Source organism: Kitasatospora albolonga, from assembly GCA_002082585.1.
In the GTDB taxonomy this organism is placed as follows: domain Bacteria; phylum Actinomycetota; class Actinomycetes; order Streptomycetales; family Streptomycetaceae; genus Streptomyces; species Streptomyces stephensoniae.
The window spans coordinates 7,400,160-7,420,362 of sequence record CP020563.1; the positions used below are offsets into that span (position 1 = coordinate 7,400,160).

A 20,203-nucleotide genomic window follows, 5' to 3' on the forward strand; every position below is an offset into this window, starting at 1 on the left:
TGCTGGTCATGACGATGCAGCCCCCTCCCGCCCACGAGACCCCCGCCGACGAAGCCGAGGGCCGGGCGATCCAGGACCGCCTGCGCGGCCTGGTGGTGCTGGACGAGCCGGGCCCGGCGCCCGGGACCGGGCTGGTGACCGGGGTCGACGTGGCGTACGACGACGAGAAGGACGTGGTCGTCGCGGCGGCCGTCGTCCTGGACGCCGAGACCCTGGAGACCGTCGACGAGGCCACCGCCGTCGGCACGATCACCTTCCCGTACGTCCCCGGGCTGCTGGCCTTCCGTGAGATCCCCACCGTGCTGGAGGCCCTGGAGTCGCTGACCGTCGACCCCGGCCTCGTCATCTGCGACGGCTACGGCCTCGCCCACCCCCGCCGCTTCGGCCTCGCCAGCCACCTGGGGGTGCTCACCGGACTGCCTGTGATCGGCGTCGGCAAGAACCCGTTCACCTTCTCGTACGAGGCCCCCGGCCCCCGGCGCGGCGACTTCTCCCCGCTGCTGGACGGCGACGAGGTGGTGGGCCGGGCGCTGCGCACCCAGGAGAACACCAACCCGATCTTCGTCTCCGTGGGCCACCGCATCGGCCTCGACAACGCCTGCGCCCACACCCTGCGCCTGGCCCGCCGCTTCCGCCAGCCGGAGAGCACCCGCCGCGCGGACGCCCTGTGCAGGCAGACCCTGCGGGAAGCGACCGCCTGAGGCGCACCGCGCCCTCACCGGCCGGGCCGCCACCGCGCCGCGCCCTCACCAGCCGAGCTGTACCTCGCCCAGCACCTCGCTGCCGATGTGCGCGGCGAGCTTCCGGGCCCGGGGCAGGTCGCCCCACTTGTCCACGTGGACGAAGACCGTGTGCTCCTCGGTCCACCGCTCCCACTGGGCCTCGTCCCCGTGGAACACGATCTGCACCCCGTCGTACTTGCCCACGCCGGACAGCTCCGCCGCCGGGTCGTCCGGCCACAGGCCGTGCCAGTCGACGGAGGCCATGCCCCGGCCGAGAGCGGCGGTGAAGCGTTCCTCCACGCTTCCCGCCGGGGCCTTCGCCATGAGGTCCAGCGGCAGGTGCGGCCGGAGCGCCGTGTCGTCCGTCGCCGCCACGTCCAGGTCGAACCAGAGGTCCTCGCCCTTCGGGCCGGTCCGCTCCTCCGCGTACTCGAAGACCGGCCGGGGCAGGATCTCGGCCATCCGGCGCACCTCCGTGACCGTTCGCAGCTCCGCGAAGAGCTCGACCTCCTCTTCGCGTGTCGCCAGGAGGGCGCACAGGCGCTCGGCCTGCGCGTACGCCAACGAGGCGTCGGTGGTTCTGAAGACGGGATACGCCTGGGAGTTGCCCATGGGGCGAAGCGTCACACGCCCCTGGCCGCCCGTGCCACCGGATTTCCCCGGCGGCCGGTGACGTACCGGCGGCCGACTGAGTATCTGTACGGATGGCGTAAACCGATCAGGCTGGGCAGTCTGACTGTATGAACAACTCCCGTGCGGCCGCCCACCCCCTGCCCCTCGACCCCGCCCAGCGACGCGTCGCGCTCGGTATGGTCCTCGGCGGGGCCGTCGGTCTCGTCTGGCTGGGCGCGATGCTTTACACACTGGCCGGCTGGATCTTCTAGCGGGGGCTGTTCACCGCACCGCCGCCACCCGGAAGCGCAGCCCCGCCGCCGTCAGCCTCTCCAGCAGCGCGTCGCCCATTGCCGCCGCCGTGGTGACCTGGCCGGAGGTCTCCGGCAGCTTGTCCAGCGCGAGGCAGAGCGCCGACTCGGCGAGGATCTTGGCCGTCTCGTCGTAGCCCGGGTCGCCGCCGGACACCTCGGTGAAGACCCGTCGGCCCCCGCCCTCCCCGATGAAGCGGACCGTGAACCAGCTCCGCTTCCGGCGCTCCGCGTCCGGCCCCTGCCCCGCCTCGTACCGCCCCATCAGCCACTCCCGTACGCCTTCGATCTGCGCGGCGGCCACCAGCGCACCGATCGCCGCCGGGCCGCCGAGGGCCATCGGCAGGGTCTTGACCGAGGCGAAGTGGCGGTAGCGGAAGTCGGGGCCGTACCGCTCCAGCGCCCGCGCCGAGCGGCCCACGACCGCCGGGTCCACGGTCGGCAGCGGCAGCGCCCAGGCGCCGGTGGCCCCGTTGAAGTGCGGCGGTCCGGCCGGGGTGCGGACCCGGCGGCCCACCTGGCGGGGCTCGTACAGGCGCCGCTCCCTGGCGGCGAGCAGCGCCTGCGGGCCGCGCCCCATCGCGGTGAGCGCCGAGGCGAACGTACCGCCGGAGAACACGGCGTTGCTGCGGACGAAGCCGTCGACGGTCAGGGGGACGTCCTCCGGCAGCTGCTTGACCGTGAAGTACGCCCCCAGGTCGTGCGGTACGGAGTCGAAGCCGCAGGCGTGCACGATGCGGGCCCCCGTCTCCCGGGCCCGCGCGTCGTGGCGCACATAGGTGCGGTCGATGAACTCCGTCTCGCCGGTGAGGTCCAGGTAGTCCGTCCCGGCCTCGGCGCAGGCGGCGACGAGCTTCTCCCCGTACAGGATGTACGGACCCACGGTGGTGGCCACCACCCGTGCGGAGGCGGCCAGTTCGCGCAGGGCGTCCTCGTCGTCGGCGTCGGCCTCCAGCAGCGTCAGCTCCGCGCAGCCCGGGTCGATGGCCGTCAGCCGTTCGCGCAGCCGCTCCAGCTTGGTGCGGCTGCGGCCGGCCAGGGCCCAGCGCAGCCCCTCGGGGGCGTGTGCCGCCAGGTACTCGGCCGTGAGCACTCCCACGAAGCCGGTGGCACCGAAAAGGACGACGTCCAGGGGGCGTGCCGCCCCGTTCTGGCTGTGCACGAGTACCTCCGGGGAGCGCGGGGGCGGGCGGGGACGTGGCAGGCAGGCTAGCGGAGGGCGGCGGGTGGTGTGCGGCCGGGCGGGGCTCGGGCGTGGAAGGCCGGGCGGGGATGCGAGAGGATCGCGGGAGAAAGAACTAAGCGCTTGCTCGGCCCGGGGGGTTGTGCGGAGGGAGGCGCGTTCTTAGCATCACTGATGTTACATCGGTTGTGTCACACCCCTGGGGGCTCACGGATGGCAAGGACCGGGCAGCACGGCCCGCTGACAGGAGTCCGGGTCGTCGAGCTGGCGGGGATCGGCCCCGGACCGTTCGCGGCGATGCTGCTGGCGGACCTCGGCGCCGATGTCGTACGCGTCGACCGGCCCGGCGGAGCCGCGCTCGGCATCGATCCCGCGTACGACCTCACCAACCGCAACAAGCGCTCCGTCCTTGTCGACCTCAAGAGTGAGGGCGGCGCCGACCGCGTGCTGGACCTGGCCGAACGCGCGGACATCCTGATCGAGGGGTACCGCCCCGGAGTCGCGGAACGGCTCGGCGTCGGGCCCGACGCGTGCCTCGCCCGCAACCCGCGGCTGGTCTACGGGCGGATGACGGGCTGGGGCCAGGACGGGCCGCTGGCGCAGCGGGCCGGGCACGATGTCGCGTACCTCGCGCTCACCGGCACTCTCTCCATGATCGGTAAGCCGGACGAACCGCCGGTGGTCCCCGCCAACCTGGTCGGCGACTACGCGGGCGGCTCGCTCTACCTTGTCGTCGGCGTCCTCGCCGCCCTCCAGCACGCCCGCACCCCGGGCGGCGCGGGGCAGGTGGTGGACGCGGCGATCGTGGACGGCGCCGCCCACCTCGCCTCGATGATCCACGGCATGCTGGCCGCCGGGAGCTGGCAGGACCGGCGCGGCACCAACCTGCTGGACGGCGGCTGCCCCTTCTACGGCACCTACGCCACCTCCGACGGCGGCCATATGGCGGTCGGCCCCCTGGAAGGGCAGTTCTACGCCGAGTTCGTCCGCCTCCTCGGCCTGGCCGACGCCTTCCCCGACCGCTGGGAGCTGGCCCGCTGGGACGAGCTGCGCGCCGCCGTCGCCGAGCGCTTCCTGACCCGTACGCGTGCGGAGTGGACCGAGGTCTTCGAGGGCACCGACGCCTGCGTCGCCCCCGTCCTCTCCCTCCGCGAGGCGCCGCACCACCCGCACCTCGCCGCCCGCTCCACCTACGTCGAGCACAGCGGCATCACCCAGCCCGCCCCCGCCCCGCGCTTCTCCGCCACCCCCGTCTCCGTCCGCGGCGGCCCCGCACGGCCGGGCGCCGACACGGACGCCGTCGCCGCCGACTGGGACGTACCGGGGCTCAGGACCGACCACCAAGACTAGGAGACCCCGTGCAGCGGCAGATCTTCACCGAGGAGCACGACGCGTTCCGCGAGACCGTCCGGGCCTTCCTGGCCAAGGAGGTGCTCCCGTACTACGAGCAGTGGGAGCAGGACGGCATCGTCTCCCGCGACGCCTGGCTCGCCGCCGGGCGCGCCGGGCTGCTCGGCCTCGCCGTCCCCGAGGAGTACGGGGGCGGCGGCTCCACCGACTTCCGCTACAGCGCGGTCCTGGCCGAGGAGTTCACCCGGGCCGGGGCGCCGGGCCTCGCGATCGGCCTGCACAACGACATCATCGGCCCCTACCTCACCGGCCTCGCCACCGACGAGCAGAAGCGGCGCTGGCTGCCCGGCTTCTGTTCCGGCGAGACCATCACTGCCATCGCCATGACCGAACCGGGCGCCGGCTCCGACCTCCAGGCGATCCGTACGACGGCCGAGGACAAGGGCGACCACTGGCTGCTCAACGGCTCGAAGACCTTCATCTCCAACGGCATCCTGGCCGACCTGGTGATCGTCGTCGCCAAGACCACGCCCGACGGCGGCGCCAAGGGGCTCTCGCTGATCGTCGTCGAGCGCGGGGCCGAAGGGTTCGAGCGGGGCCGCAACCTCGACAAGATCGGCCAGAAGTCGCAGGACACCGCCGAGCTGTTCTTCAACGACGTCCGCGTCCCCAAGGAGAACCTCCTCGGTGAACTCGACGGTGCCTTCATCCACTTGATGACCAACCTGGCCCAGGAGCGCATGGGCATAGCGGTCGCCGCCATCGCCGCCGCCGAACACCTGCTGGAGATCACCACCCAGTACGTCAAGGAGCGCGAGGCGTTCGGCCGCCCGCTGGCCAAGCTCCAGCACATCCGCTTCGAGATCGCCGAGATGGCTACCGAATGCGCGGTCACCCGCGCCTTCCTGGACCGCTGCATCATCGACCACTCGGACGGGACGCTGGACGCCGTCCACGCCTCGATGGCCAAGTGGTGGGCCACCGAACTCCAGAAGCGCACCGCCGACCGCTGCCTCCAACTCCACGGCGGCTACGGCTACATGAGCGAGTACAGGGTCGCCAAGGCGTTCACCGACGGCCGTATCCAGACCATCTACGGCGGCACCACCGAGATCATGAAGGAGATCATCGGCCGCTCGCTGCTCGCCTGAGCCCTCCCGGCTCCCCGTCTCTTCCTCACCACCACCCTCGAAAGGCAGCTGTCTTGAGTACCGAAGCATTCGTCTACGACGCGATCCGCACCCCGCGCGGCCGGGGCAAGGCCAACGGCTCCCTGCACGGCACCAAGCCGATCGACCTGGTCGTCGGCCTCATCCACGAGATCCGGAACCGCTTCCCGGACCTGGACCCGGCCGCCATCGACGACATCGTCCTCGGCGTGGTCAGCCCGCTCGGGGACCAGGGCTCCGACATCGCCCGGATCGCCGCCATCGCGGCCGGGCTCCCCGATTCCGTGGCCGGGGTCCAGGAGAACCGCTTCTGTGCCTCGGGCCTGGAGGCCGTCAACCTGGCTGCGGCGAAGGTCCGTTCGGGGTGGGAGGACCTCGTGCTGGCCGGGGGCGTCGAGTCGATGTCCCGGGTGCCGATGGGCTCCGACGGCGGGGCCTGGGCGATGGACCCGATGACCAGCTTCGAGACCGGCTTCGCCCCGCAGGGCATCGGCGCCGACCTCATCGCCACCATCGAGGGCTTCAGCCGCCGTGACGTCGACGAGTACGCCGCCCTCTCCCAGGAGCGCGCCGCCGCGGCCTGGAAGGACGGCCGCTTCGCCCGCTCCGTCGTCCCCGTCCGGGACCGTAACGGCCTCCTCGTCCTGGACCACGACGAGCACCTGCGCCCCGGCACCACCGCCGACTCGCTCGCCGGACTCAAGCCCTCCTTCGCCGCCATCGGTGACCTGGGCGGCTTCGACGCGGTGGCGCTGCAGAAGTACCACTGGATCGAGAAGATCGACCACGTCCACCACGCGGGCAACTCCTCCGGCATCGTCGACGGCGCCGCCCTCGTCGCCATCGGCTCGAAGGAGGTCGGGGAGCGCTACGGCCTCACCCCGCGCGCCCGGATCGTCTCCGCCGCCGTCTCCGGCTCCGAGCCCACCATCATGCTCACCGGCCCCGCCCCCGCCACCCGCAAGGCGCTCGCCAAGGCCGGGCTCACCATCGACGACATCGACCTCGTCGAGATCAACGAAGCCTTCGCCGGGGTCGTCCTGCGCTTCGTCAAGGACATGGGACTGAGCCTGGACAAGGTCAACGTCAACGGCGGCGCCATCGCGCTCGGCCACCCCCTCGGCGCGACCGGCGCGATGATCCTCGGCACCGTCATCGATGAACTGGAGCGCCGCGACCAGCGGTTCGGCCTGGTCACCCTCTGCGTCGGCGGCGGCATGGGCGTCGCGACCATCGTCGAACGCATCTGACCTGTTCCCGGCCCCACCTGTTTACGGAGAGAACACCGACATGACGACCGAGAGCACCACCATCCGCTGGGAACAGGACGAGACCGGCGTCGTCACCCTCGTCCTCGACGACCCCAACCAGTCCGCCAACACGATGAACCAGGCGTTCAAGGACTCCATCGCGGCCATCGCCGACCGCGCCGAGGCCGAGAAGGACTCCATCCGCGGCATCATCTACACCTCCGCCAAAAAGACCTTCTTCGCGGGCGGCGACCTCAAGGACATGATCAAGGTCGGCCCCGAGAACGCCCAGGCCGCCTTCGACACCGGCACCGAGATCAAGCGCTCGCTCCGCCGCATCGAGACCCTCGGCAAGCCCGTCGTCGCCGCCATCAACGGCGCTGCCCTCGGCGGCGGTTACGAGATCGCGCTCGCCTCCCACCACCGGATCGCGCTCGACGCCCCCGGCTCCCGCATCGGCCTCCCCGAGGTCACCCTCGGCCTGCTCCCGGCGGGCGGCGGCGTCACCCGTACCGTACGCCTCATGGGCATCGCCGACGCGCTGCTCAAGGTGCTCCTCCAGGGCACCCAGTACACCCCGCGGCGCGCTCTGGAGAACGGCCTCGTCCACGAAGTCGCCGCCACGCGCGAGGAGATGCTCGAAAAGGCCCGCGCCTTCATCGACGCGAACCCCGAGTCCCAGCAGCCCTGGGACGTCAAGGGGTACAAGATCCCCGGCGGCACTCCGTCGAACCCCAAGTTCGCCGCCAACCTCCCCGCGTTCCCGGCCAACTTGAAGAAGCAGATCGCGGGCGCGCCCATGCCCGCGCCGCGCAACATCCTCGCGGCGGCCGTCGAGGGCTCCCAGGTCGACTTCGAGACCGCCCTGACCATCGAGGCCCGGTACTTCACCGAGCTGGTCACCGGCCAGGTCTCCAAGAACATGATCCAGGCGTTCTTCTTCGACCTCCAGGCCGTCAACTCCGGCGCCAACCGCCCCAAGGACATCCCCGAGCGCCCGGTCCGCAGGGTCGCCGTGCTCGGCGCCGGGATGATGGGCGCGGGCATCGCCTACTCCTGCGCCAGGGCCGGGATCGACGTCGTCCTCAAGGACGTCTCCACCGAGGCCGCCGCCAAGGGCAAGGCATACAGCGAGAAGCTGCTCGCCAAGGCGCTCTCCCGGGGCCGTACGACGGAGGCCGAGCGCGACGAACTGCTGGCCCGGATCACCCCGACCGGTGACGTGGCCGACCTCGCGGGCTGTGACGCGGTGATCGAGGCCGTCTTCGAGGACACCGCCCTCAAGCACAAGGTGTTCCAGGAGATCCAGGACGTCATCGAGCCCGACGCGCTGCTCTGTTCCAACACCTCCACCCTCCCCATCACGGTCCTCGCCGAGGGCGTCTCGCGCCCGGCGGACTTCATCGGCCTGCACTTCTTCTCACCGGTCGACAAGATGCCGCTGGTCGAGATCATCAAGGGCGAGCGCACCGGCGACGAGGCGCTGGCCCGCGCCTTCGACCTCGTACGGCGCATCAAGAAGACGCCGATCGTCGTCAACGACTCGCGCGGCTTCTTCACCTCGCGCGTCATCGGCCAGTTCATCAACGAGGGCGTGGCGATGGTCGGCGAGGGCGTCGAGCCCGCCTCGATCGAGCAGGCCGCCGCCCAGTCCGGCTACCCGGCCAAGGTGCTCTCCCTGATGGACGAGCTGACCCTGACCCTGCCCCGCAAGATCCGCAACGAGACCAAGCGGGCGGTGGAGGAGGCGGGCGGCACCTGGCCCGGCCACCCCTCGGACGAGGTCATCGACCGCATGGTCGACGAGTTCGGGCGGCCGGGGCGCAGCGGGGGAGCGGGCTTCTACGACTACGACGAGGAGGGCAGGCGCACCGGCCTCTGGCCGGGCCTGCGCGAGCACTTCACCACCAAGGCCGACGCGGACGTCCCCTTCGAGGACATGAAGGAGCGGATGCTCTTCTCCGAGGCGCTGGACAGCGTCCGCTGCCTGGAGGAGAACGTCCTCATCTCGGTCGCGGACGCCAACATCGGCTCCATCATGGGCATCGGCTTCCCGCCGTGGACCGGCGGCGTGCTCCAGTACATCAACGGGTACGAGGGCGGCCTGCCCGGATTCGTCGCCCGCGCGCGGGAGTTGGCCGAGCGCTACGGCGACCGGTTCCTGCCGCCCGCGCTGCTGCTGGAGAAGGCGGAGAAGGGCGAGACCTTCCACGACTGAGGCCGTGGTGCGCCGCGTTCACCGTCACTCGGCGGTGAACGCGGCCCGCAGCTGCTCCTTGAGCGACCGCTGAAAGGCCGTCACCAGCGCCTGGACGACGATCGGTTGCATATGGGCCGACAGCGACTTCATCGCGGCCACATGCTCCGGATCGCCCTCCCGCTCCCGGTACGGATTCCACACCTCGTCCCGGAACAGCCGGGTCATCTCCTGGGCGGCGGAACGGGTGTGCTCCAGCAGGACGGTCCGGGCCGCGAGGATCGTCTCGTGCGCGATCGGCACGTCCAGCAGCTCCACGCCGAGCCGCAGCAGCCCGAGATCCACCCGGTACGCCGTGCCGTCCCCCTCGGGCCGCACCAGCACCCCCATCGCCGCCAGCCGGTCCACATCCGGCTCGGTGAGCGCCCGCCCCGCCCGCTTCTCCAGCTCGGCCCGGGTCAGGTCCTCGGCCGTGTCCGGCGCCCAGGACGCCACCAGGGCGCGGTGGATCGCCAGATCGTGGGCGCTGAGGTCGGGCGGCAGCTGCTCCAGATACCGTTCGATCGCGGCGAGCGTCATGCCCTGGCGCTGGAGCTCCTCGATCAGCGCGAGCCGCGAGAGATGGTCGGCCCCGTAGTGCCCGACCCGGCGCGGCCCGATGACCGGGGGCGGCAGCAGGCCCCGGGTGCTGTAGAACCGCACGGTACGCACGGTGACTCCGGCGCGCGCCGCCAGCTCGTCCACCGTGAGCGTGGGCTCGTCGGTCCCCGTCGCCATCTCTGCTCCCCGCGATCGAACCTCGTATCGGACAGTTCCACTGTCTCACCACTGCTGTGAAAGTCTCCGGCACCGGAGCCGCGCCGTCCACCCCGGTGCGTCGCGGTGCAGCGGCCGGGGCTCGCCCGAACCGGTGCGATTAAAGTCTGGTCATGACTGAGGAGCGCTCCGACGCGTGGGCCGCCGAGGCGATTCGGCGGGTGGGCATGCGGGGCCCGCAGACAGTGCCGACACCGCTGCGCAGACTTCCGCTCCCCGGGATTCGGGGCATCGAGGTCTACCTCAAGGACGAGTCCGCGCACCCCACCGGCAGCATGAAGTACCGCTTGGTGCGGGCCATGTTCCGCGAGGCGATCGCGGGCGGCGCCATCGAGGCAGGCACGCCGGTGATCGCGGCGACGAGCGGAGCGGTCGCCGTCGCCGGAGCCCACTTCGCGAGCCTGCTGGGCCTGGACTTCACAGCCGTCGTACCGGCCCGGACGCCCGGGGAAGTCCTGGCCAGGATCGAAGGGGAGGGCGGGCGGTGGCAGGTGGCGGAGCGGCCGCCCGCCGCCGTGCAGGAGGAGGCGAGGGCGCTGGCCGAGCGGCTCGGTGGCCACTTCCTCGACCACTTCACCGACGCGGAGCGGGCGGTGGCCGTGTGCGGTGAACCGACGATCGCCGACGAGATCTTCGTTCAGCTGGGCCGGGAGCGGCATCCGGTACCGGAGTGGATCGTCACCGGCGCCGGAACAGGAGCGACCTCCGCGACGGTCGGACGCCACCTGCGGCGACACGGCCATCCGACCCGGCTGACCGTGGTGGACCCGGAGAACTCCGCCTACTTTCCCGCATGGGCGAGCGGGTGCGGCGACTACACGACCGGGATGCCCTCGCGGATACCCGGCATCGGCCGTCCACGGACCGAACCCGGTTTCCTGCCGACGGTGATCGACCTGATGATTCCGGTACCGGACGCGGCGTCCGTCGCGGCCCTGCGGTGGCTCCGTACGGTTGCCGGGATCGAAGCCGGACCGGCGACCGGTACCAATGTCTGGGGGGTGTGCCACCTGGTGGCACGGATGCGCGAAGCGGGGGTGCGGGGCAGCGTCGTCACCCTCATCGGCGACACCGCCGGTCCGTACCTGAACACCCACCTCAGCCCGTCCTGGGTCCGTGCGCGGGGCCTCGACCCCGCACCGTACGAGGCTGACATCGAGCGTTTCTTCCGCACCGGGGAGTGGCCGATCTGAGAGCGGCGCAGGTGATGCCCAGGCGCGGACGGTTCTGCTGCTGACAGCCGCCCGGGCCCGTTGTCAGTGCCGGACCGTACGGTGAAGTCATGTCGGGGATCACGTATGTACGAGGGGACGCCACGGCCCCGCAGGGCAAGGGCGTCAAGGTGATGGCGCACGTCTGCAACGACCTGGGCGGCTGGGGCAAGGGGTTCGTGCTGGCCGTATCCCGCCGCTGGCCCGAGCCGGAGGCCGCCTACCGCCGCTGGCACCGCGAGCGCGCGGGCAACGACTTCGGCCTGGGCGCGGTGCAGTTCGTCCAGGTCGGACCGCATCTCTGGGTGGCCAACATGATCGGTCAGCGCGGGATGCGTACGGGCAGCAAGGGGGTGCCCGTGCGGTACGAGGCGATCGACGCGGCCCTCGGCACGGTGGCCGTCCGGGCGGGCGAGCTGGGGGCCTCCGTCCATATGCCGCGCATCGGCTGCGGGCTGGCGGGCGGCACGTGGTCGCGCATGGAGCCGATCATCGAGCGGCGGCTGATATCCGCCGGCCTGCCGGTGACGGTGTACGACCACGACTGACCGGGACACCGGCCGCCCCGGGCCCCGCCCCGGAGCCCCGCCCCTCCGCTCCTTCCGCCCGCGAGGGATCATGGAGGGGAGGAGACGGGCAGCGTACGGCGGGCCCGCCAGGATCTCGGGAGCACCGGATGAGCAGCGCGAACGACCCCCTGCCGCCACCGCCCGGCGGGGTGCTCTGGAGCCTGTCCGGCGACCTCCGGGCCCTGCTCATGCTGCCCGCCGCCCTCACCCTCCAGGTCGCCCACCCGGCCGTCGGCGCGGGCGTCGACGAACACTCCGTCTTCCGCACCGACCCGTGGGGGCGCGGCGAGCGCTCCCTGAGCTCGCTCCAGCTCTGGGTGTACGGCGGTACGGAGGCCGCCGAGGAGGGCCGCAGGCTGCGTCGGCTCCACCGGACCATCCGGGGCACCGACACCCGGGGCCGCACCTACCACGCGCTGACGCCCGCCAACTACGCCTGGGTGCACGCCACCGGCTTCCCCGTCTACCGGCACGCGGCGCGCTATCTGATCCGGCCGATGACCCCCGCCCAGGAACGCGCCCTGTACGCGGAGTGGCTCCAGGTCGGCCGCGTCCTCGGCATCCACGACCGGGACATGCCGCAGACCATCGAGGAGTTCTGGCCGTACTGGGAGAAAATGCTCGCCGGGGAGATCGAGGCGACCCCGGTCGTGCGCGAACTGGTCGACGTCGATCAGCCCGTGCCGCCGCCGGACCGTGGCCCGTGGCCGCTGCGGACGGTCCTGCGGGCCCTGTGGCCGGTGCTGCTGCCGCCGCTGGCCCGCGGTCGGCGGTTCGTCACCATCGGGCTCATGCCGCCGGACGCCCGCGCGGCGATCGGGCTGCCGTGGTCGGCGGCGGAGGAGCAGCGGTTGCGGCGGCTCTGCGCGGTGCTGCGGGTCGTCGTCCCCGTACTCCCGGAACGGCTGCGGTACCTGCCGAGGGCGCGGGCGGCCCGCGCCGCGCACGCCGCCGGGAACCGGAACCGTCGGAACGGCTGAACTCCGCCGCTCCGACGGCCCCTGATTCAGCGCGTGCGGCGCACATCAGCGGTGGTCGTGGCCCCCGTGATCCCGGTCCCCGTGGCCATGACCCCCGTGATCCCGCTCCCCGTGGTCGTGGATCGTGTTCGTCGCCGCGATCTTCTTCCAGGAGGCGGGGCGCTCGACCCGCGCCGCCGCCCGGGACGACAGCGCGTTCTCCGCGATGCCCGCCGAGGCCGCCGCCGGGAGCGCGGGCCGCTTCGGCTGGTACAGCCAGGTGTCGAACAGCGTGGCCAGCGGCTTGCCCGAGACCCGCTCCGCGTACCGCAGGAAGTCGCCCACGGTCGCGTTGGAGTGCGCCTTCTCCGTCGGCCACCCCTTCAGCAGCGTGAAGAACGTCTCGTCACCGACCTCGTTGCGCAGCGCCTGGAGCGCCAGCGCGCCCCGGTCGTAGACGGCGATGTCGAACTGCTTGTCCGGGCCCGGGTCGCCCGGCTTCACCTTCCAGAACGGGTCGTTCGCCGGGCGCTGGGCGTAGACGTAGTCCGCCAGCTCCTGCGCGGTGCCCTCGCCCTCCTTCTCCGACCAGAGCCACTGGCTGTAGCGGGCGAAGCCCTCGTTGATCCAGATGTCCTTCCAACCGCTCACCGAGACGCTGTTGCCGTACCACTGGTGCGCGATCTCATGGACGACGACCGAGACGTTGGCACCGTTCGCGAACTGCCGGGGGCTGTAGAAGGGCCGCGTCTGGGTCTCCAGGGCGAACCCGCTCGTCACGTTGGGCACATAGCCGCCGAGCGCGTTGAACGGGTACGGGCCGAAGACCTCCGTCAGCCACTCCGCGACCTCGGTGGTCCGCTCGATGCTGGCACGCGCGGCGCCCGCGTTGGCGCCGAGGTCCTTGCTGTACGCGTTCAGCACCGGCAGGCCGTCGGCGGTCCTGTCCGTCGTGATGTCGAACTTCCCGACCGCGAGCGTCGAGAGGTACGTGGCCTGCGGTTTGTCGGAGCGCCAGTTGAAGCGGGTCCAGCCGAGCCGGGAACTCTGCGAGACGAGGACCCCGTTGCTGATCGCCTGGGTGCCGTCGGGCACGGAGACCGAGATGTCGTACGTGGCCTTGTCGAGCGGATGGTCGTTGCTCGGGTACCACCAGACCGCCGACTCCGGCTCCTGGGCGGCCACGCCGCCGTCCGGCGTCCGGGCCCAGGCGGTCCAGCCGTTGATCTTCAGCTCGGAGGGCTTCCCGGCGTACCGGACGACCACCGAGACGTCCTTGCCCTGGGCCAGGCGGTCCGCCGGAGTGACCTCCAGCTCCTGGTCGCCGCTCTTCGCGAAGGCTGCCTTCCTGCCGTTGACCCGCACCTCGGAGACGGTGAGCCCGAAGTCGAGGTTGAAGCGGGTCAGCTCCTGCGTGGTGGTGGCGAGGATCGTCGCCGTGCCTTCCAGCAGGTCGGTCCTCGGCTCGTACTTCAGCCGCAGGTCGTAGTGGGAGACGTCGTAGCCGCCGTTTCCGCTGGCCGGGTAGTAGGGGTCGCCGATACCCGGGGCACCCACGGTGCCGGTGGCGGCCGATGCCGGGATCGCCAGCACAAGGGTGGCCGCCAGTGCGCTGGGGACGATGAATCTGCGGTGCACGCATGCTCCAAATCGTCGTGAGGGTCCGGCCGGTGGCGGAGGATGGTCCGCCGGGCCGGGAGGGCCGGACGGAGGTGTTCCGCCCGGTGGAGGGGACCGGGCGGGGGGTGGTTCCGACCGGTCGCTACGAGGCTAGACAGACCCCGGGGCAGGACGGTCGATTCCGGGCATCCCTGTCACACGATCGCCATGCCCTCGTCACGACTGGTAGTGATCGCCCCCTGTCGCCCAGGAGTTGACCGGGGTAACGTCCGCAACGCCGACAGACCGGCGGGCATCGCGGTGTCCGCAGCTCGCGCCCCGGGAGGCAGCCGCTGATGACCCCTCGCATCACCCGCGCGCTCCGTATGCTCAGCCCGCACCCCTGGCTCGGACCGGCCTCGGGACCCGGCCGCCCGCCGTCCGGTGCGCCGCGCCGGGGCCCGGCGGTCCTGCGCCGGGGCGCCGCCGCGGCGGTGCTCGCCGCGCTCGCCGCCCCCTTCGCGATCGCACCCGCCGAGGCCGCGCCCCACCCGCCGCGCACCGGGTTCGAGACGAGCCACGGGGCGCGCTGGACCGGGCCGGGGGAGGAGCAGACGTTCCTCGGCGCGGTCGACCGGGGGAGCGACCGGGTCGCCGTCGAACGGATCGGGACCACCAAGGAGGGCCGCCCCCTCCAGCTCGTACGGATCGGAAAGCAGCGCCCCGCCACCACCACCGTCCTCCTGGTGTGCAGTCAGCACGGCGACGAGCCCGCCGGGCGCGAGGCATGTCTGACCACCCTGCGCGACCTGGCCTTCGCCCAGGACCGGGCCACCCGCGCCTTCCTGTCCCGTACGACGGTGCTGGTGCTGCCCACCGCCAACCCGGACGGGCGCGCCGCCGATACCCGGGGCAACGCCGACGGCGTCGACGTCAACCGGGACCACATCGCCCTGAAGACCGCGGAGGGCCGGGCCATCGCGGCCGTCGTCCGCGACGAACGGCCCGATGTGATCTACGACTTGCACGAGTACGGCGCCACGCCCCCGTACTACGACAAGGACCTCTTCGTCCTGTGGCCCCGCAACCTGAACGTGGTGTCCCCCGTCCACGGCGTCTCGCGCGTCCTCTCGGAGCGGTACGTACGCCCCGCCGCGACCCGCGACGGCTACAGCAGCGGCCACTACGGCATCTGGACCGACCCGGTCACCGGCGACCCCATCAAACAGACGGCCGGTGACGGGCAGGAGCGCATCCTGCGCAACGCCTCCGGCCTCAAACACGCGGCCGGCCTCCTCATCGAGTCGCGGATCGACGCGCTGAGCGAGGCGGAGAAGGCCGACCGCTCCCTCAACCAGCGCCGCAGGGTCGACTCCCAGCGGACCGCGCTCGGCGGTCTCTTCGACTTCACCGAGGAGCAGCGCGCCCGCCTCCGGGCGGCCACCGTGCTTTCGCGCGCGGCCGGGTTCGCGGACCGGGGCCCCGTCTACCTGGGCGGCGCCGACAACGACCCGGCCGGGCCCGGCGAGATCCTCACCGACCCGCCGTGCGGCTACCGGCTGGACGCGGCCCAGTACGCCGGGGTGAAGGACGAGCTGGCGCTGCACGGCGTACGGTCCCACCGGGACGGAGATGGCGCATATGTGCCCCTGCGTCAGTCGGCCAGGAACCTGATTCCGCTGCTTCTCGACCAGCGAGCGACATATCCCCTCACATATGGTCAAGCCAACACCACTTGTTGATCCTTCTAGAACGTAGGCAGGTGTGGTACTGCCTACGAAGAGTGTTTTTCGGACTCGGTGAAAGGTGCCATTTGTGTCCCAGGACGACCAGTCAGCGGAGGGCCGGGAGGAGCTGTCGGTCACCGCGGACCTTCCCCCCGAACCGGTCAGCACCCGGGCCCCGACCACCGACCGGGTGGTGTTCGGCGTCACGGCGGTCCTCACCCTCGCCTTCGTCATCTGGGGAGCGACCGCCACCTCATCGCTGGAGACCGCGTCCGGCAAGCTGCTCAACGGGCTCATCCACAACGGCGGCTGGGCCTTCATGCTCGCCGCTTCGGGGTTCGTGATCTTCGCCCTGTGGCTGGCCATCAGCCGGTACGGGAAGATCTCCCTCGGCCAGGAGGGCGAGCAGCCGGAGTTCCGGACCATCTCCTGGGTCGCGATGATGTTCAGCGCCGGTATGGGCATCGGGCTGATGTTCTGGGGTGTGAGCGAGCCCCTGGCCCACTTCCGCACCCCGCCGCCCGGCACCGACCCCGCCGACCCGGCCGAGGCCATGCAGACGGCGATGGCCACCACCCTCTTCCACTGGACGCTGCATCCCTGGGCCATCTACGCGGTGGTCGGGCTCGCCATCGCGTACAGCGCCTACCGGATGCGCAGGCGGCAGACGATCAGCGCGGTGTTCGAACCGCTGATCGGCAAGCGCCACGCCCGCGGAGGCGTCGGGCGCTTCATCGACATCCTGGCCATCTTCGCGACGCTCTTCGGCTCGGCGGCCTCGCTGGGCCTCGGCGCGCTCCAGATCGGCAGCGGAATCCAGGAGCTGGAGTGGCTGGCGAAGGCGGGCACCGGCCTCCTCGTCGCCATCATCGCCGTACTGACAGCGGGCTTCGTCGCATCCGCGGTCTCCGGTGTGGAGAAGGGCATCCAGTGGCTCTCCAACATCAACATGGTGCTGGCCCTGCTGCTCGTCCTCTTCGTCTTCATCGCCGGTCCCACGATCTTCGTGCTCGACCTGGTGCCCACCTCGCTGGGCGCCTACATCAGCGACCTCGGCCAGCTCGCCGGACGCACCGAGGCGACCGGCGGCGGTGAGGTGGCCGACTGGCTCGGCGGCTGGACCGTCTTCTACTGGGCCTGGTGGATCTCCTGGACGCCCTTCGTCGGCATGTTCATCGCCCGGATCAGCCGGGGCCGTACGATCCGCCAGTTCGTCGGCGGCGTCATCCTGGTCCCCAGCACCGTCAGCCTGATCTGGTTCGCCGTCTTCGGCGGTACGGCCATGAAGCTGGACGAGGCGGGCAAGCTCACCGGCGCCGACACCCCCGAGGCCCAGCTCTTCGGTGTCCTCCAGGAGTACCCGATCGCCACCGTGACGAGCATCCTGGTGATGATCCTCGTCGGTATCTTCTTCGTCTCCGGCGCCGACGCCGCCTCGATCGTCATGGGCACGCTCTCGCAGAAGGGCGTCCTGGAGCCGAGCAAGTGGGTCGTCATCTTCTGGGGTGTCGTGACCGGGGCCGTGGCCGCGATCATGCTGCTCATCGGGGACGGCAAGGAGAACGCGCTCGAAGGGCTCCAGAACCTCACCATCCTGGTCGCTGCCCCCTTCGTCGTCGTGATGATCGGCATGTGCGTGGCTCTCATGCGGGACCTGCGCAGGGACCCGCAGATCGTCCGCCAGGAGTTCGGCGTCGAGGCGGTCGAGTCCGCGGTGATCGAGGGGCACGCCAAGTACGACGGCGACTTCGAGATCCGTATCGGCCCCGGCACGGCCGTCACCACGGACGAACGCCACAAGGAGGTCCGGATCGACAAGCGCCCCGAGAGCTGAACCGGGGCCGGGGTGCCGTCGGGCGGTGGCCGCCCGCCCGACGGCACCCTGCGCGGCGGCGGGCCTGACGGTGCGCCGCCGCGTGGCGGCGCACCGCGGGGCGGTATCGCGTACAGCGCCGCGTGGTGGTGTTCCGCGGGGCGGTATCGCGTACGGCGGTGGCGCGCCCGGCACCACCGAGCGCGCCGGCACCCCGTACGGCACACACCGCGCGGCAGCGGCGAACGCGGCGGCTCAGCCCACCAGGGCGGCCGCCGCCCGCGCGCAGCCCCAGGCCACGGTCACGCCCGCGCCGCCGTGCCCGTAGTTGTGCACCAGCAGACCGCCGCCCGGCAGGGCCTCCGCCCCGATCCGCACCCCGCCCTCCCGCACCGGCCGCAGCCCCACCCGGTGCCCCAGCACCCGGGCGCCCGCGATCTCCGGCCGGACCCGCGCACACCGCGCCACGATCTCCCGGGCCGTCACCGGGTCGGGCTCCCGGCGCTCGTCGTCCGCCTCGGCCGTACCGCCCAACACCAGACCGCCCGGCTGCGGGAAGAAGTACGTCGTCGCGGCCGACGCCGAGTCCGCCTCGGTGAACCACTCCTCGACGCCCGGGTTCTCCACCACGACCAGCTGCCCCCGCACCGCCCGCACCCCCGCGTCCGGCACCAGCTCGCGCGCCCCGAGCCCCGTGCAGTTCACCACCACCGGGCTCCGCTCCGCCGCCTCCCCGAACCCGGCCGCCGCCCGCCGCTCCACCGCACCGCCCGCCGCCACCAGCCGCCGCTCCAGCCAGGCCAGGTGCACCGGCATGTCCAGCAGCGGCAGCACCACCCGCAGCCCCTCGGCCACCTCCACCGCCCCCTTCAGCTCCGCCGCCCAGGGCCCCAGCGCCGCGAACCGCTCACCGGAGTGCACCCCCGCCACCAGCCGTACGCCGGTCTCCCCGGGCCCGGCCGCCGCCAGCTCCTCGTACACGGCAAGGGTCTCCAACGACCAGGCGCCGACGCGCTCGGCCGGCTCGATCCGGTACGGCCACCACAACGCGCCCGCCACCGCCGAGGTCGTCGCCCCGGCCGGATCGCGCGACCAGACCCGCACCCGCAGCCCGCGCTCCGCCAGCGTCACGGCGGTGGTGAGGCCGATGACCCCACCACCCACCACGATCGCATCCGCCTCCTGAGCCACTTCCGCCTCCACTGTGCCGACCGTCCTCTCGCTGCACGGACGCTAACGGAATCCGGAATCCCGGGGCCAGGGCGCGGTGGCAGGCACGGGACGGGTTCGAGGAGTTTCCGGCAGGCTCGTTGACAGTTGTTGGCGGCGGCGGGATTCTGAGAGCGCTCTCAGAATCCAGGTGATGTACCCCAGCTCCATCCCCGGATTTCCCCGTTCCACCCACGGATTTCACCCGATGAGGAGGACGAGCATGCCCGCTCCATGGAGAGGTCTCGCTTCGCTGACCGCCGCGCTGGCCCTGGCCCTCGGTCTGACCACCGGCCCCGGCGCGACGCCCGCCGAGGCCGCGGTGCCCGCCACCATCCCGCTGACCATCAAGAACGACTCGGGACGCGCCGACCAGATCTACATCTACAACCTCGGAACGCAGCTCTCCACCGGCCGTCAGGGCTGGGCCGACGCGAACGGCACGTTCCACCCCTGGCCGGCCGGGGGCAACCCGCCCACCCCGGCGCCGGACGCCTCGATCGTGGGGCCGCGCAACGGGCAGTCGGTGACGATCCGGATGCCGAAGTTCTCCGGCCGCGTCTACTTCTCGTACGGTCAGAAGCTCGTCTTCAAGGTCACCACCGGTGGCCTCGTCCAGCCCGCGGTCCAGAACCCGAGCGACCCGAACAGGAACATCCTGTTCAACTGGACCGAGTACACGCTCAACGACGCGGGCCTGTGGATCAACAGCACCCAGGTCGATATGTTCTCCGCCCCGTACGCCGTCGGAGTCAAGACGCCCAGCGGCTCGGTCAAGAACACCGGCCGGCTCAAGGCGGGCGGCTACAACGCCGTTCTCAACGGGCTCAGGAACCAGCCCGGCGGATGGTCCAACCTCATCCAGACCCGGCCCGACGGCACGGTCGTACGCGCCCTGTCCCCGGGGCACGGCGTCGGTGCCGGTGCCCTGCCGACGGGCATCATGAACGACTACATCAACCGGGTCTGGAGCCGCTACAGCAGCTCCGTCCTCACCGTGACCCCCTTCGCGCACGAGCCGAACACCAAGTACTACGGCCGGGTCTCCGGGAACGTCATGAACTTCACCAACGGCGCGGGCGCCGTCGTGACCTCGTTCCAGAAGCCGGACTCCGACAGCGTCTTCGGCTGCTACAAGCACCTGGACGCCCCCAACGACCATGTACGCGGCCCGATCTCCCGCACCCTGTGCGCGGGCTTCAACCGCTCCACCCTGCTGAACGGCACGAACCACCCCGACAACAACGCGGCGAACTTCTACCGGGACTCCGTGACCAACCACTACTCCCGCCTCATCCACGCGCAGATGGTGGACGGCAAGGCGTACGGCTTCGCCTTCGACGACGTCGGCGCGCATGAGTCGCTGGTCCACGACGGCAACCCGCAGGAGGCGTTCATCACGCTCGACCGGTTCAGCTGACCCCCGCTCCGGGGCGGGTGGTGTGACACGTCCGGCTGTGTCACACCACCCGCCCAAGAGATGGTCAAGGTGTGACCAAGGCATGC

General features: G+C 71.6%; 17 protein-coding genes. 12 read left to right on the plus strand and 5 right to left on the minus strand.

Annotated elements, in window-relative coordinates:
- Nucleotides 1-8 precede the first annotated feature (8 nt).
- Nucleotides 9-701, plus strand: coding sequence for an endonuclease V (locus B7C62_32515; GenBank protein ID ARF76485.1), 693 nt, complete (start codon nucleotides 9-11; stop codon nucleotides 699-701).
- Nucleotides 702-746: 45 nt separating this feature from the next.
- Here B7C62_32515 and B7C62_32520 read toward each other — a convergent pair whose 3' ends face one another.
- Both B7C62_32520 and B7C62_32525 read right to left on the minus strand, forming a co-directional pair.
- Nucleotides 747-1,334: a hypothetical protein gene (locus B7C62_32520; GenBank protein ID ARF76486.1), complete on the minus strand. Its 588-nt coding sequence runs from the start codon at nucleotides 1,332-1,334 to the stop codon at nucleotides 747-749.
- A 282-nt stretch (nucleotides 1,335-1,616) separates the two neighbouring features.
- Complete coding sequence (locus tag B7C62_32525; GenBank protein ARF76487.1) at nucleotides 1,617-2,807, minus strand: saccharopine dehydrogenase; 1,191 nt, start codon at nucleotides 2,805-2,807, stop codon at nucleotides 1,617-1,619.
- A gap of 234 nt (nucleotides 2,808-3,041) precedes the next feature.
- Between B7C62_32525 and B7C62_32530 the strand changes: the two genes are divergently transcribed.
- Genes B7C62_32530 through B7C62_32545 form a run of 4 tightly spaced genes read left to right on the plus strand, consistent with a single transcriptional unit; the run spans nucleotide 3,042 to nucleotide 8,815 of the window.
- A complete protein-coding gene (locus tag B7C62_32530) occupies nucleotides 3,042-4,178 on the plus strand; it encodes a carnitine dehydratase (GenBank protein ARF76488.1) in 1,137 nt (378 codons plus the stop codon).
- Between the two features lie 8 nt (nucleotides 4,179-4,186).
- Nucleotides 4,187-5,329 (plus strand): acyl-CoA dehydrogenase, encoded by a 1,143-nt coding sequence (locus B7C62_32535; protein ARF76489.1) that lies wholly within the window; start codon nucleotides 4,187-4,189, stop codon nucleotides 5,327-5,329.
- Nucleotides 5,330-5,382: 53 nt separating this feature from the next.
- A complete protein-coding gene (locus tag B7C62_32540) occupies nucleotides 5,383-6,597 on the plus strand; it encodes an acetyl-CoA acetyltransferase (protein ID ARF76490.1) in 1,215 nt (404 codons plus the stop codon).
- Between the two features lie 40 nt (nucleotides 6,598-6,637).
- Nucleotides 6,638-8,815 carry a 3-hydroxyacyl-CoA dehydrogenase gene (locus B7C62_32545; protein ARF76491.1) on the plus strand — a complete coding sequence of 726 codons (2,178 nt, stop codon included), beginning with the start codon at nucleotides 6,638-6,640 and terminating at the stop codon, nucleotides 8,813-8,815.
- A gap of 24 nt (nucleotides 8,816-8,839) precedes the next feature.
- Here B7C62_32545 and B7C62_32550 read toward each other — a convergent pair whose 3' ends face one another.
- On the minus strand, nucleotides 8,840-9,571 hold the full coding sequence (locus B7C62_32550) for a transcriptional regulator (protein ARF76492.1): 732 nt from the start codon (nucleotides 9,569-9,571) through the stop codon (nucleotides 8,840-8,842).
- Between the two features lie 152 nt (nucleotides 9,572-9,723).
- Between B7C62_32550 and B7C62_32555 the strand changes: the two genes are divergently transcribed.
- The 3 genes from B7C62_32555 to B7C62_32565 all read left to right on the plus strand — a co-directional run bounded on the left by B7C62_32555 (nucleotide 9,724) and on the right by B7C62_32565 (nucleotide 12,370).
- Complete coding sequence (locus B7C62_32555) at nucleotides 9,724-10,803, plus strand: cysteine synthase (GenBank protein ID ARF76493.1); 1,080 nt, start codon at nucleotides 9,724-9,726, stop codon at nucleotides 10,801-10,803.
- A gap of 89 nt (nucleotides 10,804-10,892) precedes the next feature.
- On the plus strand, nucleotides 10,893-11,369 hold the full coding sequence (locus tag B7C62_32560; protein ID ARF76494.1) for an Appr-1-p processing protein: 477 nt from the start codon (nucleotides 10,893-10,895) through the stop codon (nucleotides 11,367-11,369).
- 128 nt (nucleotides 11,370-11,497) lie between these two features.
- Nucleotides 11,498-12,370 carry a hypothetical protein gene (locus tag B7C62_32565; GenBank protein ARF76495.1) on the plus strand — a complete coding sequence of 291 codons (873 nt, stop codon included), beginning with the start codon at nucleotides 11,498-11,500 and terminating at the stop codon, nucleotides 12,368-12,370.
- A 45-nt stretch (nucleotides 12,371-12,415) separates the two neighbouring features.
- Here B7C62_32565 and B7C62_32570 read toward each other — a convergent pair whose 3' ends face one another.
- Complete coding sequence (locus B7C62_32570; GenBank protein ARF76496.1) at nucleotides 12,416-13,987, minus strand: peptidase; 1,572 nt, start codon at nucleotides 13,985-13,987, stop codon at nucleotides 12,416-12,418.
- Between the two features lie 2 nt (nucleotides 13,988-13,989).
- On the opposite strand from B7C62_32570, the gene B7C62_32575 reads away from it, so the two are divergent.
- From B7C62_32575 to B7C62_32585, 3 genes are all read left to right on the plus strand, one after another.
- The gene (locus B7C62_32575; GenBank protein ARF76497.1) at nucleotides 13,990-14,226 is read left to right on the plus strand and encodes a hypothetical protein; all 237 of its coding nucleotides are present in this window, start codon (nucleotides 13,990-13,992) and stop codon (nucleotides 14,224-14,226) included.
- A gap of 78 nt (nucleotides 14,227-14,304) precedes the next feature.
- Nucleotides 14,305-15,690: a carboxypeptidase gene (locus B7C62_32580; protein ARF76498.1), complete on the plus strand. Its 1,386-nt coding sequence runs from the start codon at nucleotides 14,305-14,307 to the stop codon at nucleotides 15,688-15,690.
- 73 nt (nucleotides 15,691-15,763) lie between these two features.
- Complete coding sequence (locus B7C62_32585) at nucleotides 15,764-17,509, plus strand: BCCT transporter (GenBank protein ID ARF76499.1); 1,746 nt, start codon at nucleotides 15,764-15,766, stop codon at nucleotides 17,507-17,509.
- Nucleotides 17,510-17,743: 234 nt separating this feature from the next.
- Here B7C62_32585 and B7C62_32590 read toward each other — a convergent pair whose 3' ends face one another.
- A complete protein-coding gene (locus tag B7C62_32590) occupies nucleotides 17,744-18,679 on the minus strand; it encodes an amino acid oxidase (GenBank protein ID ARF77475.1) in 936 nt (311 codons plus the stop codon).
- A gap of 241 nt (nucleotides 18,680-18,920) precedes the next feature.
- Between B7C62_32590 and B7C62_32595 the strand changes: the two genes are divergently transcribed.
- Complete coding sequence (locus B7C62_32595; protein ID ARF76500.1) at nucleotides 18,921-20,117, plus strand: sugar hydrolase; 1,197 nt, start codon at nucleotides 18,921-18,923, stop codon at nucleotides 20,115-20,117.
- Nucleotides 20,118-20,203: the final 86 nt, after the last annotated feature.